This window comes from Rhodococcus sp. APC 3903, from assembly GCF_030407755.1.
Taxonomy (GTDB): Bacteria; Actinomycetota; Actinomycetes; order Mycobacteriales; family Mycobacteriaceae; genus Rhodococcus_F; species Rhodococcus_F erythropolis.
This window is the reverse complement of sequence record NZ_JASDCV010000019.1, coordinates 77,882-95,796: the sequence shown is the minus strand read 5'-3', so window position 1 is coordinate 95,796 and position 17,915 is coordinate 77,882. Positions and strand designations below refer to the sequence as shown.

General features: G+C 62.7%; 14 protein-coding genes. 13 read left to right on the top strand and 1 reads right to left on the bottom strand.

Annotation, left to right across the window (positions count from 1 at the left end):
• The first annotated feature begins 112 nt into the window (after positions 1 to 112).
• On the top strand, positions 113 to 895 hold the full coding sequence (locus QMA15_RS24535; protein WP_019748662.1) for a class III extradiol ring-cleavage dioxygenase: 783 nt from the start codon (positions 113 to 115) through the stop codon (positions 893 to 895).
• A 39-nt stretch (positions 896 to 934) separates the two neighbouring features.
• Here the strand turns inward: QMA15_RS24535 and QMA15_RS24530 are convergent, their stop codons facing one another.
• Positions 935 to 1,393, bottom strand: coding sequence for a peroxiredoxin (locus QMA15_RS24530; protein ID WP_020907928.1), 459 nt, complete (start codon positions 1,391 to 1,393; stop codon positions 935 to 937).
• Between the two features lie 57 nt (positions 1,394 to 1,450).
• Between QMA15_RS24530 and QMA15_RS24525 the strand changes: the two genes are divergently transcribed.
• From QMA15_RS24525 to QMA15_RS24470, 12 genes are all read left to right on the top strand, one after another.
• A complete protein-coding gene (locus QMA15_RS24525) occupies positions 1,451 to 3,037 on the top strand; it encodes an anthranilate synthase component I (protein ID WP_019748660.1) in 1,587 nt (528 codons plus the stop codon).
• Positions 3,034 to 3,741 (top strand): TIGR02234 family membrane protein, encoded by a 708-nt coding sequence (locus tag QMA15_RS24520; RefSeq protein ID WP_279164125.1) that lies wholly within the window; start codon positions 3,034 to 3,036, stop codon positions 3,739 to 3,741. Before QMA15_RS24525 ends, QMA15_RS24520 begins: the two co-directional genes overlap by 4 nt.
• Before the next feature lie 125 nt (positions 3,742 to 3,866).
• Positions 3,867 to 4,676: an indole-3-glycerol phosphate synthase TrpC gene (trpC, locus tag QMA15_RS24515; protein ID WP_003944016.1), complete on the top strand. Its 810-nt coding sequence runs from the start codon at positions 3,867 to 3,869 to the stop codon at positions 4,674 to 4,676.
• 74 nt (positions 4,677 to 4,750) lie between these two features.
• Positions 4,751 to 6,100 carry a tryptophan synthase subunit beta gene (gene trpB / locus QMA15_RS24510; RefSeq protein ID WP_019748657.1) on the top strand — a complete coding sequence of 450 codons (1,350 nt, stop codon included), beginning with the start codon at positions 4,751 to 4,753 and terminating at the stop codon, positions 6,098 to 6,100.
• The gene (gene trpA / locus QMA15_RS24505) at positions 6,097 to 6,900 is read left to right on the top strand and encodes a tryptophan synthase subunit alpha (RefSeq protein WP_003944010.1); all 804 of its coding nucleotides are present in this window, start codon (positions 6,097 to 6,099) and stop codon (positions 6,898 to 6,900) included. Before trpB ends, trpA begins: the two co-directional genes overlap by 4 nt.
• Positions 6,897 to 7,970 carry a prolipoprotein diacylglyceryl transferase gene (gene lgt / locus QMA15_RS24500; protein ID WP_019748656.1) on the top strand — a complete coding sequence of 358 codons (1,074 nt, stop codon included), beginning with the start codon at positions 6,897 to 6,899 and terminating at the stop codon, positions 7,968 to 7,970. Before trpA ends, lgt begins: the two co-directional genes overlap by 4 nt.
• Entirely contained in the window at positions 7,967 to 8,392 is a 426-nt protein-coding gene (locus tag QMA15_RS24495) for a TM2 domain-containing protein (RefSeq protein ID WP_020907925.1), read from the top strand. Before lgt ends, QMA15_RS24495 begins: the two co-directional genes overlap by 4 nt.
• 127 nt (positions 8,393 to 8,519) lie before the next feature.
• A complete protein-coding gene (locus QMA15_RS24490) occupies positions 8,520 to 9,398 on the top strand; it encodes a TM2 domain-containing protein (RefSeq protein ID WP_029538193.1) in 879 nt (292 codons plus the stop codon).
• A gap of 131 nt (positions 9,399 to 9,529) precedes the next feature.
• The gene (gene gltB, locus QMA15_RS24485; RefSeq protein ID WP_279164124.1) at positions 9,530 to 14,008 is read left to right on the top strand and encodes a glutamate synthase large subunit; all 4,479 of its coding nucleotides are present in this window, start codon (positions 9,530 to 9,532) and stop codon (positions 14,006 to 14,008) included.
• Positions 14,001 to 15,503 carry a glutamate synthase subunit beta gene (locus QMA15_RS24480; RefSeq protein WP_020969747.1) on the top strand — a complete coding sequence of 501 codons (1,503 nt, stop codon included), beginning with the start codon at positions 14,001 to 14,003 and terminating at the stop codon, positions 15,501 to 15,503. Before gltB ends, QMA15_RS24480 begins: the two co-directional genes overlap by 8 nt.
• Before the next feature lie 82 nt (positions 15,504 to 15,585).
• Positions 15,586 to 17,004, top strand: a complete 1,419-nt coding sequence (gene pyk / locus QMA15_RS24475) for a pyruvate kinase (protein WP_003944038.1) — start codon at positions 15,586 to 15,588, stop codon at positions 17,002 to 17,004.
• Positions 17,005 to 17,886 carry an acyl-CoA thioesterase II gene (locus QMA15_RS24470; RefSeq protein WP_019748651.1) on the top strand — a complete coding sequence of 294 codons (882 nt, stop codon included), beginning with the start codon at positions 17,005 to 17,007 and terminating at the stop codon, positions 17,884 to 17,886.
• Positions 17,887 to 17,915: the final 29 nt, after the last annotated feature.

Here is a 17,915-nt window from a genome sequence, read left to right as displayed (position 1 = left end):
AGACGCATGTCCAGAAGAATATTGCGGGGAATAGTTGCGGGACGCAAGTGTTGAGTCCTATATTAGGTTGAACCTTCAACTTAACGACGAATGTCTATCCCGAGGAGCCCATATGTCCACCACAACCATGCCTGCGCTGTATCTCAGCCACGGTGCTCCGCCGCTGGTGGACAGCGCGTTGTGGGTCGACCAATTGGGGGCGTGGGCCGGCGATCTTCCGCGGCCGACGGCAATCCTCGTCGTCTCGGCGCACTGGGAATCAGCACCGCTGACGATCGGTTCGACGACCACGGGCACCCCGCTCATCTACGACTTCGGTGGTTTTCCCGAGAGGTTCTACCGCGCGAAGTACAACTCTCCCGGCGCTCCGGAACTCGCCGCTCAGGTCGCCGCGTTGATGCCGGACAACGAACGAGTGGTTCAGCAGCCGAATCGAGGACTGGATCACGGTGCCTACGTGCCGCTCACGGTGATGTACCCGGACGCAGACATCCCGGTACTGCAAATTTCGCTGCCAACCCTCGATCCCGAGCGTTTGCTCCATCTCGGAGAACGCCTACGGCCACTCCGTGAGCAAGGTGTGCTGATCGTGGGATCCGGATTCACCACGCACGGGCTGCCGTTCCTGCGCGATCCGTCACCGGAGGCGCAGGCCCCGGGATGGTCGGCGGAATTCGACGCGTGGGCAGGGGAGAGGTTCGCTGCCGGAGACGTCGATTCGTTGATCGACTTCCGCGCCCAAGCTCCCGGGATGCCGTACGCGCATCCGACCATCGAGCACTTCGCCCCTTTGTTCGTCACGCTCGGTGCGTCGTCCGATCCGGAGCAGGTGCCCACCCAGGTGATCGACGGATTCTGGATGGGACTTGCGAAGCGCTCGATTCAGGTCGCCTAGAGAATCAGGTTGCTCAGAGAATCATTTCGCCCAGGTGAGTCAGCTTCGATTGCGAAGGAACTCGAGTGCCTGGTCGCCGTGCGTGTTGGCGCGAAGTTCACTCGAGATGACTTTGAGAACGGTGCGGTCGGTGTCGATCACGAAGGTCGAGCGTTTGACCGGAGCCAGCTTGCCCAGGAGTCCGCGCTTGACGCCGAACTGTTCGGCTACCTTGCCGTCGGTGTCGGCGAGCAGGGGGTAGTCGAAGGATTGTGCGGTGGCAAAGGTGGACTGAGCTTCGACCGTATCGGTGCTGATACCTGCCCGCGAAGCGCCCACCGCGGCGAATTCGCTGCCCAGGTCACGGAAGTGGCACGCCTCGGCGGTGCACACCGGCGTCGAGGCTGCCGGGTAGAAGAAGAGGACCAAGGGGCCGTTCGCGAGCAGGCTCGTCAGCGAGCGCGGAGTTCCGTCCTGGTCGGGCAGCGAGAAATCGGGGGCGAGTTGGCCTGGTTTCATTCGGCCGAGGTTACCCGCGCACGACGACCGTGTGGGGGAGCCTGGGATGATGGAGGCATGCACGGCGAGCCCACCTCCATGTCCGCACGGTCGTCCGACACCGCGATCGTCGGTGACGCGTCCGATTCCACCACCACTCGGGAGCAGTTCCGTGCCCTCGCAGCTGAGCACCGGGTCGTTCCGGTCACTCGGAAAGTGTTGGCGGACTCCGAAACTCCGCTCTCGGCGTACGAGAAGTTGGCCGGCAATCGTCCAGGCACCTTCTTGCTCGAGTCGGCCGAGAACGGTCGTTCGTGGTCGCGGTGGTCGTTCATCGGCGTCGGGAGTCCGGCTGCACTGACCGTCGTGGACGGAGAGGCGGCTTGGTACGGCAATGTTCCGGCCGGTGCTCCGGCCGGCGGTGACCCGATCGATGCACTCGGTGCCACCCTCGAACTACTTCGTTCGGAGCGACTTCCCGACCTACCCCCGCTGACCGGCGGAATGGTCGGGTTCCTCGGTTACGACGCGGTGCGGCGCCTCGAGAGATTGGGTGACTCCGCGGTCGACGACCTGCAGATACCCGAGATGGTCATGCTGCTTGCTGCCGACATCGCCGCTGTCGATCACCACGAAGGGGCGATCACCCTCATCGCCAATGCGGTCAACTGGGACGGCACCGACGAGCGTGTCGACACGGCGTACGACGACGCGGTCGCCAGGTTGGACGCGATGACTCGCGCTCTCGCGGCGCCGGCGAAATCGACGGTGTCGACATTCTCGAAAGCGACTCCGAACTACCGTCGTCAACGCACCACCGAGAGCTTCGGTGTCGACGTCAAAAAGTTGATCGGCGACATCGAAGCGGGCGAGGCATTCCAGGTAGTTCTCTCGCAGCGATTCGAGATCGATTGCACTGCAGCACCGATCGACGTGTACCGGATGCTGCGCGCGTCGAACCCCAGCCCGTACATGTATCTGCTCAACGTGCCGAACGGTGACGGAGAGACGGCGTTTTCGATCGTCGGTTCGAGCCCTGAAGCACTGGTCACCGTCGCCGAGGGCGTCGCGACGACACACCCGATCGCTGGAACCAGATGGCGCGGTGCCACAGAGGAGGACGACATCCTGCTCGAGAAGGACCTCCTCGCCGACGAGAAGGAAAACTCCGAGCACCTCATGCTCGTCGATCTGGGGCGAAACGATCTGGGTCGTGTCTGTCGCCCGGGCACGGTGAAGGTGCACGACTACCGGCACATCGAGCGGTACAGCCACGTGATGCATCTCGTATCGACCGTCACCGGTCATCTGGCCGAGGGAAAGCACGCTCTCGACGCGGTCACCGCATGCTTCCCCGCTGGAACCCTGTCAGGGGCACCCAAGGTGCGTGCGATGCAGCTGATCGAAGAACTCGAGCCCACCAGGCGGGGTATCTACGGCGGCATCGTCGGCTACCTCGACTTCGCCGGCGACGCCGACACCGCGATCGCGATCCGAACGGCATTGATCAAGGACGGGATCGGATATGTCCAGGCGGGCGCCGGCGTCGTCGCCGACTCCGATCCGGTCTACGAGGACACCGAGGCCCGCAACAAGGCGATGGCAGTGCTGAGCGCCATCGCGTCGGCGCACACCCTGCGCACCATCGGAGGTGACGATCAGTGAGTGAGAACGAGTCGATTGCAGCGGAGCAGCCTACAAGGGCTTCTCGTGGCACCGCTGTGCCGAGGACGCTTTTGCTTGCACTGTCGGCAGCAGCTCTGTGGGGCAGCTCACGAATGACGTGGGTTCATCTGACCTCGAGCGACGGCAAGACGCTGGAGCGGACGACGGACCTCGACGGCAGCACCTGGGCGGCGGCGATGACTCCGCTCGCGCTCGCGCTTCTGGCGGCGATCGCGGCGTCGTTCGCGGTGCGAGGTTGGGCGCTTCGTGTGGTCGGACTGTTGGTGGCACTCGTCGCCGTCGCGGTAGCGGTTCCGGCGGTGCAGTTGTTGGTGTCCGGAGCCTCTGCGGACCGAGCGGTGGAGTTGGCCGAGTTGTCCGGTCACCCGGAAGATCTCTCGACGACTGTTTCGGTACTGCCTGCCTTGCTTGCGTTGCTCGGAGCGGTGGCGGCGCTCGGCGCAGCAGTACTTCTGATGCGCAAACCTCCAGTGCGAGGCGGGTTGTCGTCGAAGTACGACAACCCGGCCGCGCGCCGCGAAGCTGCAGCCAAGCTCGGTCAGGGAGACACGCCCGCGTCGGACGAGCCTGTGACACAACGGATGTTGTGGGACGCGCTCGATGCCGGAGAGGACCCGACAGTGGCTGATGGGGACGACGGAGCTGGGGGAGACAACGGTGCGAAACCGGGGTCGTCGCACTGAGTAAGACTGAACCCTCACCTGCGTGGGTACCCCGGCGGAGTAGCAAAATTTCGTCCCACTAGGCTGAGGCCACCCTGATGACGTATCTCACATCGGGCTCTTGCCCAGAAAGGATTCGGGCCACGATGACCGTACTCGACTCGATTCTCGACGGGGTGCGCGCTGATGTCGCCGCCCGCGAAGCCGTACTCGACTTCGCTGCAGTCAAGGCTGCTGCGGCCGCTGCACCGCCTGCACTCGATGCTGCAGCAGCACTTCTGGAATCGAGCATCGGCGTCATCGCCGAGGTCAAGCGAGCGAGCCCCTCAAAGGGTGCGCTGGCCGACATTGCCGATCCCGCAGAGCTTGCCGCGGCTTACCAAGCCGGTGGCGCACGCATCATCAGTGTTCTCACCGAAGAGCGCCGTTTTCACGGCTCGTTGGCCGACCTCGACGCAGTCCGTAAAGCGGTCACCATTCCGGTGCTGCGCAAGGACTTCATCGTGGGGCCGTACCAGATTCACGAAGCTCGCGCTCACGGCGCCGACGTCATCTTGCTGATCGTCGCGGCACTCGAACAGCAGGCGCTCGCCTCGCTGATCGATCGCACCGAATCTCTGGGAATGACTGCCCTCGTCGAGGTGCACACCGAGGAAGAAGCCAACCGCGCGCTCGAAGCCGGCGCCAAGGTGATCGGTGTCAACGCGCGCAATCTCAAAACCCTCGAGGTGGACAAGAACACCTTCGGTCGCATTGCTCCCGGTCTGCCGACCGAGACGATCAAGATCGCCGAATCGGGTGTTCGCGGAACTGCCGATCTGTTGGCGTACGCCGGTGCGGGCGCCGACGCAGTGCTCGTCGGTGAAGGCCTCGTGACCAGCGGCGACCCTCGCAAGGCCGTCGCAGATCTGGTCAATGCCGGTGCACACCCGTCCTGCCCCAAACCGTCTCGATAAAGCGCTTCACCCGCCCGGCGTGCTTTGATGCACCCGGGCGGTGACCAGCGACACCGTTGGGGCAGACTGGTGGGGTGACTTCACGTACTCAGGAACCAGGCTCCGGTGCAGTATTCAAGGGCGGCAATCTGCCGCCGGCCAGCGCGGGACTCACCGAGCGCTCTCACGACCCGGATGCCGGAGGGCATTTCGGCGTCTATGGCGGACGGCATGTGCCGGAAGCCCTCATGGCGGTTATCGAGGAAGTCACTGCGGAGTACGAAAAGGCTCGCGCGGACGACACGTTCTTGAACGAACTCGATCGCTTGCAGCGCGATTACACCGGGCGTCCGTCGCCGATTTTCGAGGCAACGCGAATGAGCGAGTTCGCCGGTGGTGCGCGCATCATTCTCAAGCGTGAAGACCTGAACCACACCGGTTCTCACAAGATCAACAATGTTCTCGGTCAGGTTCTGCTGGCGAAGCGTATGGGCAAGACCCGCATCATCGCCGAGACCGGAGCGGGCCAGCACGGTGTGGCATCGGCCACCGCCTGTGCACTGCTCGGTCTCGAGTGCGTCATCTACATGGGTGCTGTCGACACCGAACGTCAAGCACTGAACGTCGCACGCATGCGCCTGCTCGGCGCGGAGGTCGTCTCGGTCGAGACCGGTTCGCGCACGCTCAAGGACGCGATCAACGAAGCCTTGCGCGACTGGGTTTCCCACGCGGACAACACCTATTACTGCTTCGGTACCGCGGCAGGCCCGCACCCGTTCCCCACCATCGTTCGCGACTTCCAGCGAGTGGTCGGCCTCGAAACACGCGTCCAGGTTCAGGCACTGACCGGCCGCCTGCCCGATGCAGTCACAGCCTGCGTCGGAGGCGGCTCCAACGCAATCGGAATCTTCCACCCGTTCATCGACGATCTGTCGGTACGGCTGGTTGGCTACGAAGCAGCCGGCGACGGTGTCGAAACCGGAAGGCATGCAGCAACGTTCGCCGGCGGTACCCCTGGCGCATTCCAGGGTGCCTACTCCTACCTGCTCCAGGACGAAGACGGTCAGACCATCGAATCGCACTCGATCTCTGCTGGTCTGGACTACCCGGGCGTCGGACCCGAGCACGCTTACCTGAGCGATATCGGGCGTGCCACCTACGAACCCGTCACCGACAGCGAAGCGATGGATGCTCTACTGCTGCTCTCGCGCCGCGAAGGCATCATCCCGGCCATCGAATCCGCCCACGCCGTTGCCGGCGCGCTCCGACTGGGCAAGGAACTCGGCGAGGGCGCGATCATCGTCGTCAATCTCTCCGGTCGCGGTGACAAGGACATGGACACCGCCGCAAGCTGGTTCGGTCTCTTCGACGGCGCCTCGAGTCAGGCAACCGCTCCGGCTGATGCAGCAGACCAGAACGACAACACGGAAGGCTCGGACAAGTGAGCGAACGACCATCACGCCTCGCACCCACCTTTGCAGCGTGCAAGGCTGACAAGCGTGCCGCCCTCGTCGGTTACCTGCCTGCCGGTTATCCGACCGTTCCCGAATCGATCGACGTGTTCAAGGCGATGGTCGACGGTGGCTGCGACATCATCGAAGTCGGTGTCGCGTATTCCGATCCGGTCATGGACGGTCCGACCATCCAGCGTGCAGCCGAAACCGCACTCACCAACGGCGTTCGCCTTCGCGACATCTTCACCGTGATCGAGCAGATCAGTTCGGTCGGCGGCAAGGCCGTCGTGATGACCTACTGGAACCCGGTACTGCAGTACGGCGTCGACAAGTTCGCACGAGACCTCGCTTCCGCCGGCGGGCTCGGACTCATCACCCCCAACCTCATTCCGGAAGAAGCAGGCGCCTGGATGGAAGCATCCGAGGAGCACCACCTCGACCGGATCTTCCTTGTCGCCCCGTCCTCGACGGAAGAACGGCTCGCGATGACACTCGACGCGAGTAGTGGATTCATCTACGCGGCCTCGACAATGGGTGTCACCGGCGCTCGAGACGCCGTGTCTTCGATGGCTCCGGAACTGACCGCACGAATCCGCGCGCATTCCGACATTCCCGTCGGCGTCGGATTGGGTGTTCGGTCCGGCGCACAAGCTGCCGAAATCGCGGCGTACGCCGATGCCGTCATCGTCGGCTCGGCTCTGGTCTCCGCGGTCGAGAACGGCTTGGGAGCGGTTCGCTCGCTCACCGAAGAACTCGCCGAGGGCGTCCGCTCGGCTACCGTGGCGTCGTGACCTCAACTGTGGACCTACTGGCCTATATCCCCAGCCCGCCCCAAGGCGTCTGGTACGTCGGACCGGTAGCGCTGCGCGCCTACGCGCTCTTCATCATCCTCGGCATCATCGTCGCGATCGTGTGGGGAGATCGTCGTTGGGTCGCCCGCGGCGGCGAGAAGGGGACCGTTCTCGACATCGCGATCTGGGCTGTTCCGTTCGGTCTGATCGGTGGCAGGCTCTATCACGTATTGACCGACTGGCCCGCCTATTTCGGCGAGAACGGTCAGCCTCTCGATGCACTCAAGGTGTGGCAGGGAGGCCTCGGAATCTGGGGAGCTGTGTTCCTCGGCGGCATCGGTGCGTGGATCGGCTGCCGTCGACGCGGCATTCCGGTTTCCGCGCTCGGTGATGCGATTGCGCCCGGAATCCTGCTCGCGCAGGCCATCGGTCGTATCGGCAACTACTTCAACCAGGAGTTGTACGGTCGCGAGACCACCGTCCCATGGGGCCTCGAGATCTTCGAGCGTGTGAACTCCTCCGGCCAGCTCGATCAACTGGCAGGTGTCTCCAACGGAGAAGTCATTCGGGTCGTTCACCCGACGTTCCTCTACGAAGCTGTGTGGAACGTCCTGATCGTGATCCTGCTGGTCCTCGTCGACCGCCGATTCAAGATCGGTCACGGACGCCTGTTTGCTCTGTACGTCGCGGGTTATTGCCTGGGCCGGTTTGTCGTCGAACTGATGCGCGACGATTTCGCATACGAGATCGCCGGCATTCGAGTCAACACATTCACTTCGGGGATCGTGTTCTTCGCCGCACTGGCCTACTTCTTCCTGGCGAAGAAGGGTCGTGAGGATCCGGCTGATTTGAAGTCGAAGGACTACGTCGCTGCGGTAGCTGCCGGCGAAGCAGGAGTCGCGGCGCCAGTTACCGAAACTGATTCGGCGAAGGCCGACGCGAAAGGCGCCGACGCTGAAGATTCTGAATCCGATGCTGCTGAATCCGCTTCCAGTGAGGCAAGCGCCTCCACGGCAGCGTCGGATGAGTCGTCGGACGCGGTGAAGCTGTCGAAGAAAGACAAGCCGTGACAGGTCCCTATTCGCAAGGGGGATTCCCCGAGGATCAGGGACCGGTCTACGGCGCGCCCAATCCGTACGGATATCAGCAGCCACTGCCCGCTCAATCGATGTACGGGTTCGGAGATCCCTATGCGCCGTACGGTCGGCACCCGGTAACGGGGGAACCGTATTCCGACAAGTCGAAAGCTACAGCTGGACTGTTGCAGATCTTGCTGGGCTTCTTCGGAATCTGTGGAGTCGGTCGTCTTTACATCGGGAGCGTCGGCATTGGACTGTGCCAACTGCTCGGCATGTTCTTCGCGCTGTTCATGTCCGCGTTCCTCATCGGAATTCCATTTGCCATCGGAATTTGGATCTGGGCGTTCGTCGACGGCATCGTGATACTTTCGGGCAATGCGCGGGACGGTGTTCGCCGGCCGTTACGAGGATGATCCGGGAGCACGAACCGAGGAAAGATCTGTGGGGGACCGGCCACGCGAAGGCCGAACCCGTCTCGTGGCCCGATAACAAAAGCTATTACGTACCGTCGTCGAATCGAAGGAAAGTACGTTGCCTAACTTGAACAAGAATCCGGAACCGTCCGAGTCGGGGGACTCGTCAGGATCGCAGCCGCCGGTTCCACCCCAGTTCGGGTCGCCGTTCGACTACGACGCGACGGCAGATGCGTCGTTGACGGAAACCTCGGCGCCAACGGAAAAGACTCCGTCGACGGAGACCACCGGCACCGGTCCAGGCTGGGACACGTATTCGGGAGTCGGGAACGGCCCGGGCTGGGGAAACCACCCCATCTACCCGCCGCCGACCGGAACCGAATCGACTACAGCGTTCCCCACTGCCGATTCTGATTCCACCCCGAGTCAGCCCACGGCGCCTTACACGTCGCAGGAAAGCTACGCCGCCCAGAACTATCCGGCGACCGACCATCCGGCGCCGGACTACTCGAGGCCGACCCAAACCCCGACGGACGGTCCCGTCTACGGTGCGCCGGCAGATCAAACTCCGAATCCCTACGCGGCTCCGCCGCAGGGCTACCCCGCCGCTCCGCCGCAGGGAAGCCAGAATTACGGTCAGCAGCAGGGCTACCCCCAGCCTGGATATTCGCAGCCCGGTTACGGTCAGCCTCAGGGTTACCCGCAAGGTCAGGGTTATCCTCAGCCTGGTTTCGGCCTTGTCGATCCGTCCGCACCCTACGGACGTGACCCGATGACCGGCGAACCGTATTCGGACAAGTCGAAGACGACCGCCGGATTGCTGGGCATTCTGCTCGGCGGTTTCGGAGCAGGACGTTTTTACCTCAACCAGCCCGGCATGGCTGTCGCACAGATCGCGGTCACTTGGTTGACGTGTGGAATCGGTGGCATCTGGCCGCTCATCGACGGAATCATGATGTTGACCGGCAGTGTGCGCGATCAGTACAACCGACCTTTGCGTAGCTGATCGAAAACGATGTTCGGAACTGTGGCCCCCTGACGCTCGTCGTCAGGGGGTCACACTTTTCTCTCGCGACCTGCGGTTATGTGCTGATAAACTAACGAACGTCGGCTGCATGACCGTGTGGAGGTCGCCGAGTGCCGTTTTCTCGAATACCTGATCCTCGAGGCCTGTACGACCCCGATCAGGAAACCGATTCATGTGGTGTAGCCGTAGTAGCAGACACCTCTGGACGTCACCTGCATTCCATTGTCGACGAGGCGCTCGCGGTCCTGGCCAATCTCACCCACCGTGGCGCGGTCGGGCGCGAGTGCAACAGTGGTGACGGCGCGGGCATCCTTCTTCAGCTGCCGACGGAATTCTTCGACGCGGTGACCGCGTTCGAGCTTCCACCACCCAACGCGATGGGTGAGAACACCTACGCAGCCGGAAACTGCTTTCTCCCGGTGGATCAGGAAGCACGTGGGCGCGCGGTAGTTCGGATACACCGGTACGCAGCGGCAGAAGGACTGCGGATTATCGGGTGGCGGGAGGTCCCAGTCGACCGTGACTGCGTCGGAACCGTTGCCGCGCAGTGCGCTCCGTACATCAGTCAATGTTTTGTGACGTGCGCCGAGCCAAGAGATCGCAGTGTGGGCGGAATTGCCTTGGACCGACGAGTGTTCGCGCTCAGGAGACAAGTCGAGCGAATTCATTCGGCCGATGATGCGGTGTATTTCCCCTCGTTGTCCGCCCGAACCATCGTGTACAAGGGCATGCTCACGCCGACGCAGTTACCCGGTTACTTCACCGACCTATGCGACGCCCGAATGCGAACTGCCTTGGCGGTCGTGCACAGTCGGTACTCCACGAACACTTTTCCGTCGTGGTCACTTGCTCAGCCGTATCGCTGCATCGCTCACAACGGCGAGATCAATACGATTGTGGGAAACAGGAATTGGATGCGCGCTCGCGAGCCGATGTTGCGGAGCGCACTTTTGGGTGGGGACATCGATCGCATGTTTCCGATCTGTACCCCGGGTGGATCCGACTCTTCGTCGTTCGACGAAGTGCTCGAGTTTCTGACGCTCGGGGGCCGCAGTGTGCAGCACGCCATCGCGATGATGATTCCCGGTGCCTGGGAGAACGATTCTTCGATGCCAGACGAGATGAGGGCCTTCTACCAATTTCACGCTTGCCTGATGGAACCATGGGACGGTCCGGCGTCCGTGACGTTCAGCGACGGCACTGTTGTCGGGGCGGTGTTGGATCGTAACGGTCTTCGCCCCGGGCGATGGTGGCGGATGAGGAACGGCCGTATCGTGTTGGCGAGTGAGAGCGGTGTGTTCGACGCTCCGACGTCCGAGGTGTTGGAGAAGGGGCGCCTCGAACCGGGTCGAATGTTCCTCGTCGACACCGCTCGTCGTGGCATCGTTTCCGATGCGGAGATCAAATCCGAACTCGCGAGCACAGCCCCCTACCGGGAATGGGTCGAGGGGGGATTGGTCGATCTCGAGGAAATCCCCGAGTCGGCGCCTGCCCGAGGCGATCCGGCTCCGCTGTTGCAAAGGCAGGTGCTCTTCGGATACCAGGCAGAGGACTTGCAGGAAGTTCTCCTTCCAATGGCTCGCTCAGGATCGGAGCCGTTGGGATCGATGGGAGTCGACACACCTCTCGCCGTTCTCTCGGATCGGCCGAAGCTGTTGTACGACTACTTCGTCCAGCTCTTTGCTCAGGTGACGAACCCGCCTTTGGACGCGATTCGCGAGGAAGTCGTCACTACGCTTGGTGTCACCCTCGGCGCTGAGCAGAACTTGTTCGAAGCGTCGGCGCTGTCGTGCCGAAGGATTGTTCTCGATAAACCGGTGATTGGACCGGGGAAGATGGCGAAGGTCGCCGAACTGTGCGGCGCAAGAACTCCGAGAAGCGCTGTCCTACGGGGAGGTTTCGATCCGAGAGGCAGTCTCGGCGAAGGCGTCGAGAGGCTTCGTGAGTCCGCCCGAACGGTCGCCGCAGCCGGAATCGAGATTCTGGTGATCTCCGACCGTGGATCGGGCCCTGAGCAGGCTCCCATTCCGTCATTGCTCGCAGTATCTGCCGTGCATCACGATCTGGTTCGGCATGGCCTGCGAACCAAGGTTTCCCTCGTCGTCGAGTCGGGTGACGCGCGCGAAGTTCATCACATCGCGCTGCTGATCGGCTACGGTGCTGCGGCTGTCCACCCCTATCTTGCTCTCGAATCGGTAGAAGCACTCAGCGAGCAAGACGAGCTTCCCGGAATAGATTCGAAAATGGCATCGGACAACTATCTGAGAGCGGCAAATTCCGGCGTGCTCAAAGTGATGTCGAAGATGGGAATCGCTACGGTTCACTCCTATACGGGCGCACAGGTATTCGAGGCAGTGGGCTTGGGCCGAGAATTGGTCGACGAATACTTCTGCAACACACGAAGCAGGATCGGCGGGATCGGTATCACCGAAGTCGCGCGAGAAGTTCTGATGCGTCACGCGGCCACGTATCGTACGGTGCGGCATCGTCAGTTGAGCAGCAGTGGAGAGTTCCGGTATCGCCGCGGTGGTGAATTGCATGTGTTCACACCCGAGTCCGTGTTCTTCCTTCAGCATGCGACCCGGACGGGGCGAAGTGAGATGTTTCGTCGCTACAGCGATGAAGTCGATCGACTGAGTGCGCAGGGCGGAACACTTCGGGGGCTGTTTCGATTTCGGCGTGGGATTCGTCCGCCGATTCCGCTCCGTCAGGTCGAACCCGTCGAGTTGATTCTCGCTCGATTCAACACCGGTGCGATGAGCTACGGCTCCCTCTCTGCCGAGGCTCACGAGACGATGGCAGTCGCGATGAATGCTCTCGGCGGACGTTCCAACACCGGTGAGGGCGGAGAGTCACCGGAGCGGTTGCGCGACAACAAGCGTCGAAGCGCAGTCAAGCAGGTCGCGAGTGGGCGCTTCGGGGTGACCAGCGATTACCTGGTCAACGCCACCGACATTCAGATCAAGATGGCCCAGGGTGCCAAGCCCGGTGAAGGAGGGCAGCTTCCGGGGTCCAAGGTGTACCCGTGGATCGCGGAAACCCGGTACTCGACACCTGGAGTCGGGCTCATTTCTCCGCCCCCGCACCACGACATCTATTCGATCGAGGATCTCGCCCAATTGATCTACGACCTCAGATGCGCAAACGATCGTGCGCGGATACACGTGAAGTTGGTCAGCGCAGTCGGAGTCGGGACTGTTGCGGCAGGTGTGGCCAAAGCGCACGCCGACGTGGTGCTGATCTCCGGTCACGACGGCGGGACGGGGGCGGCGGCACTCTCGTCCATCCACCACGCTGGTACGCCCTGGGAGATCGGGCTGGCCGAAACTCAGCAGACCTTGGTGCTCAACGGGTTACGCGATCGGATCGTCGTCCAGTGTGACGGGGGTTTGCGCACGGCGCGGGACGTCGTCGTCGCCGCGTTGCTGGGGGCGCAGGAGTACGGGTTTTCCACGGCGCCACTGATCGCGGCCGGCTGCGTCATGATGCGGGTATGTCACCTCGACACCTGCCCCGTCGGAGTAGCGACGCAGAATCCCGAACTGCGAGAGCGATTCACCGGCCGGCCGGAGTACGTCGAGAACTTCTTTCGCTTCATCGCCGACGACGTACGACGTTTGTTGGCAGAACTGGGGTTTCGAAGTATCGACGACGCTCTGGGCCACGCAGACGTATTGGAAATGTCTCCGGCGGTGGCGCATTGGAAGAGTCGCACGTTGGACCTCTCACCACTCTTCGACGTTCCGGCCGCGCCGACCGGCGCGGCCTACCCGCCGTGTGTACCTGTCTCGAGCGAACTCGAACGCACCCTGATCGAGTGCGCGGCGAACTCACTCGAGGACGCTCGACCCGTGCATATCGAACTGCCAGTACACAATACGGATCGGGCGGTGGGAACGAGGCTGGGCGCAGAGGTGACCAGACGTTACGGCGCCGTCGGGCTACCTCAAGGCACCATCGACGTCGTGCTCAGTGGAACGGCAGGCCAGTCACTCGGTGCGTTCCTGCCGCCCGGCATCTCGCTGGTCGTTGTCGGCGATGCAAACGACTACGTGGGGAAGGGGCTCTCCGGTGGACGAATCGCGCTTCGGCCGAGTGAGGACGCGCCCTTCGTAGCGGAGGATCAGGTGATTGCCGGCAATACGCTGCTGTACGGAGCTACGAGCGGTGCGCTCTATGCCAGGGGGCGTGTCGGGGAACGATTCGCGGTGCGCAACTCGGGCGCGGTCGCTGTGGTGGAAGGCGTCGGAGACCATGCGTGCGAGTACATGACCGGGGGTCGCGTCGTCATCATCGGCCCAACTGGTAGGAACCTTGCTGCGGGAATGTCGGGCGGAATTGCCTTCGTACTCGACGTGAAGGCAGAGAAGGTCAACGGCGACATGGTCGTTCTGGAGCGGCCTTCGGCGGAAGACTGCAGTCAGCTGGTCGAAATTCTCGGCGAGCATTTGGCTGCGACCGGCTCGCCGGTGGCGGCAAAACTTCTCGACGACTGGGTTGGCCAGAGTCCGAGATTCACCAAAGTTTTGCCTGTCGACTACCGGAAGGTCGTGGAAGAGAACGAACTGGTGGAGCCGGCTCATGCCTGACGCACGCGGGTTCCTCAACGTGAAACGATCCGGCTCACCGACCAGATCGACCGATGTGCGTGTCGGCGACTGGGCGTCGGTATACGAGTCGCTGGATCCCGTCGTGCGAAATCGAGACGTATCTGCACAGGCCTCGCGTTGCATGGACTGCGCTGTGCCGTACTGCCATTCGGCCGACGTGGGGTGTCCGCTCGGCAATCTCATTCCGGAATGGAACGACCTGGTTCGGCGTGGACGGTGGTCCGAAGCCTCGGAGAATCTGCATTCCACCAACAATTTCCCCGAGTTCACCGGACATCTGTGCCCCGCACCGTGCGAAACGGCGTGCGTTCTCGCACTCGACGACGAGCACACGTCGGGGGGTGTCACCATCAAGCGCATCGAACAGGCAATCGTCGACAACGCCTGGGAGTCGGGTTGGTTGGGGCCGCAGGCACCGGTAGTTCACAGTGGAAACCGTGTTGCAGTTGTCGGTTCGGGACCGGCGGGACTGGCTGCGGCTCAACAACTGACACGAGCCGGACACAGTGTCACGGTGTTCGAGCGGAGCGATCGGATCGGGGGACTGCTTCGCTACGGAATTCCGGAATTCAAGTTGCCCAAGGCCCTCATCAACCGGCGGCTGGACCAACTGACCGCCGAGGGGACCAGATTCGTCACCGACTGCGCCGTCGGAGTGAACGTGAGCGCGCACGACCTCTCGACGGAATTCGAGGCGGTAGTCCTGGCGGTCGGGGCTGACCGTGCCAGAGACACAGACGTACCGGGTCGTAGTCTTCGCGGAATCCATCGTGCGATGACGTACCTGCGTGCGGCCAACCACGAATGCGAGGGTGACGGAGCGTCGAGCATCTCGGCGCGAGGTAAGAACGTCGTGATCATCGGTGGCGGCGACACGGCCGCCGACTGCCTCGGCACGGTGCATCGCCAAGGCGCCCTCTCGGTGACGGAATTGGATTACCACGTCCCACCTCCGGCACGCCGCGATCGAGATCGCGACCCATGGCCGTTGTGGCCGCGGGTCCTACGCAGCTCGCCGGCAGACGAGGAGGGCAGTGACAAACGATTCCGATGGGCGGCGCAGGAATTTCTCGACGACGGTGGGGGTGCGGTCCGCGCAATCCGGATGGTTCCGGTAGCCGTGTCGCGGGGGACGAATGGACAACGGACCCTGGTGGAGACCGGCGACACGACGGATCTGGTGTGCGAGATGGTCCTGCTCGCTCTGGGTTTCGACGGCGTCGAAACCGCCCCACTGCTCACCGACCTTGATGTCGGCACCGATCCACTCGGCAGAATCGAGTGTGATGTCGGGTGGCAGACCCGGACACCCGGCGTATTCGTCTGCGGCGACGCGCATCGCGGCGCGTCGCTGGTCGTGTGGGCGATTGCCGAGGGACGGTCGGCCGCACGTGCCGTCGACATGTTTCTCACAGGCGAGTCGGCGCTTCCGGCTCCGGTTCATCCAAAGGCATTTCCGCTGTTCGTGAGCTGACCAACTGAATCGAGTAAGTACAGAAAGTGCAGGTCGCAAATGCCGGATAGAAGTGCGGTGGGGTAGCGACTAGGCTCGAGCCGTGAACCGACGGACAAAAATTGTATGCACACTTGGACCTGCGACAGCTTCTGGCGACCGCATCCGTGAGCTCGTGGAGAGCGGCATGGACGTGGCGCGCCTCAACTTCAGCCACGGCGAGCATGCCGATCACGAAGAAAACTACATTCGCGTCCGCGCCGCGTCGGACGCCACCGGAAAGGCCGTCGGTGTTCTCGCCGACCTTCAGGGGCCCAAGATTCGCCTCGGCCGATTCAAGGACGAGCGGACCACCTGGGCCAACGGTGAAGAGGTTCGTATCACCGTCGACGACGTCGAGGGAACGCACGATCGCGTCGGGACCACGTACAAGGAATTGGCGCGCGACGCCAAGGCCGGCGATCGACTGCTGGTCGACGACGGAAAGGTCGGCCTGGTCGTCACGTCCATCGACGGCAACGACGTCGTCTGTCGGGTCACCGAAGGCGGTCCGGTCAGCAACAACAAGGGCCTCTCACTGCCCGGTATGAACGTCTCCGTTCCAGCCCTGTCGGGCAAGGACATCGCCGACCTCGAGTTCGCTCTCAAGCTGGGTGTCGACTTCATTGCACTCTCCTTCGTTCGCTCACCGGCGGACGTCGAATTGGTTCACGCCATCATGGATCGAGTCGGGCGCCGCGTTCCCGTCATCGCGAAGCTCGAGAAGCCCGAGGCCATCGACAATCTCGAGGCCATCGTGCTCGCGTTCGACGCCGTCATGGTCGCCCGCGGTGACCTCGGTGTCGAGTTGCCGCTCGAGCAGGTCCCGCTCGTTCAGAAGCGCGCAATCCAGATTGCTCGTGAGAACGCGAAGCCGGTCATCGTCGCGACGCAGATGCTCGAGTCGATGATCGAGAACTCACGTCCCACTCGTGCAGAGGCATCCGATGTCGCCAACGCCGTTCTCGACGGCGCCGACGCAGTCATGCTCTCGGGCGAGACTTCGGTGGGCAAGTACGTCATGGAAACCGTTCGCACCATGGCCCGCATCGTCGAGGCCGTCGAGAACGAATCAACCCGTGTCCCACCGTTGACCCACGTCCCGCGCACCAAGCGCGGAGTCATCTCGTACGCAGCACGCGACATCGGCGAACGTCTCGACGCCAAGGCCTTGGTTGCGTTCACTCAGTCCGGTGACACGGTGCGTCGACTGGCTCGTCTGCACACGCCGCTGCCGTTGCTCGCCTTCACACCGCTGCCTGCGGTGCGCAGTCAGCTGACGCTGACGTGGGGAACCGAGACGTTCCTGGTCGATGCGGTGGCCACCACTGACGAGATGGTGCGTCAGGTGGACAGTGCGTTGCTCTCCCTCGGGCGGTACGTCAAGGGAGACCTCGTGGTCATCGTTGCCGGATCCCCTCCGGGAACTGTCGGTTCCACCAACCTCATTCACGTCCACCGTATCGGCGAAGAGGACCACTGAGTGACCCACGCGAACGCGTCCACCGACCTCGGTACTCTTCTCGGTCTGTTGGATCTGGAGCAGATCGGTGACGACGCGTTCCGTGGATACCACCCGAAACAGGTAGGTTCGCGGACGTTCGGCGGTCAATTGGTGTCTCAGGCACTGATGGCCGCCGGACGGACTGTCGACGGTGATCGCCCCATCCATGCCGTGAACGCCCATTTCATTCGGGGCGGAGATGTGAAGGCGCCTATCGAGTACCGGGTGGAGCGTCATCGTGACGGGAGGGCATTCGCCAACCGTCAGGTGACTGCCTATCAGGGTGAGAACGAATTGTTCGTGATGCTCGCGGCGTTCCAGGACTCCGGCAAGGGGCTCGACCATGCTGTCGAGATCCCGGATGTTCCACTTCCGGAGTCGTTGCCTCCCATCGGCGATCATCTGGTGGGGTACGAGGAAAAACTGCCGCATTTCAGTGCGGCGCTCAAGCCGATCGACATGCGGTACGCCAACGATCCGGCGTGGATCCTCAAGGGCACCGGCGAGAAACTCAACCACAATCGGGTGTGGATGCGCCCCGACGGTGATCTGCCGGACGATTCGCTCATTCACGCTGCGACGCTGGCATATTCGTCCGACACCACCGTGCTCGATTCGATTCTGACCACTCATGGTTTGTCCTGGGGTCATGATCGTATCGTCGCGGCGACGGTCAATCATTCGATCTGGTTCCATCGCCCGTTCCGGTTCACCGACTGGGTTCTGTACGCCACCGAATCGCCGGTCGCCGCAGGTTCGCGCGGTCTGGCAACCGGACGGTACTTCTCGGTGGAAGGACTGCTGTTGGCGACGGTGGTCCAAGAAGGAATGATCAGGCATTTCCCGCGTAAAGGGGAATGAGATGCGGGCCCGAGACTGAACTCGGGCCC

What these genes read in the sequence shown, in the direction of transcription:
- QMA15_RS24525 (WP_019748660.1), top strand. Translation starts at nt 1,451, where the DNA reads ATGCACGGCGAGCCCACCTCCATGTCCGCACGGTCGTCCGACACCGCG.
- QMA15_RS24535 (WP_019748662.1), top strand. Translation starts at nt 113, where the DNA reads ATGTCCACCACAACCATGCCTGCGCTGTATCTCAGCCACGGTGCTCCG.
- QMA15_RS24530 (WP_020907928.1), bottom strand. Translation starts at nt 1,393, where the DNA reads ATGAAACCAGGCCAACTCGCCCCCGATTTCTCGCTGCCCGACCAGGAC.
- QMA15_RS24480 (WP_020969747.1), top strand. Translation starts at nt 14,001, where the DNA reads ATGCCTGACGCACGCGGGTTCCTCAACGTGAAACGATCCGGCTCACCG.
- trpC (WP_003944016.1), top strand. Translation starts at nt 3,867, where the DNA reads ATGACCGTACTCGACTCGATTCTCGACGGGGTGCGCGCTGATGTCGCC.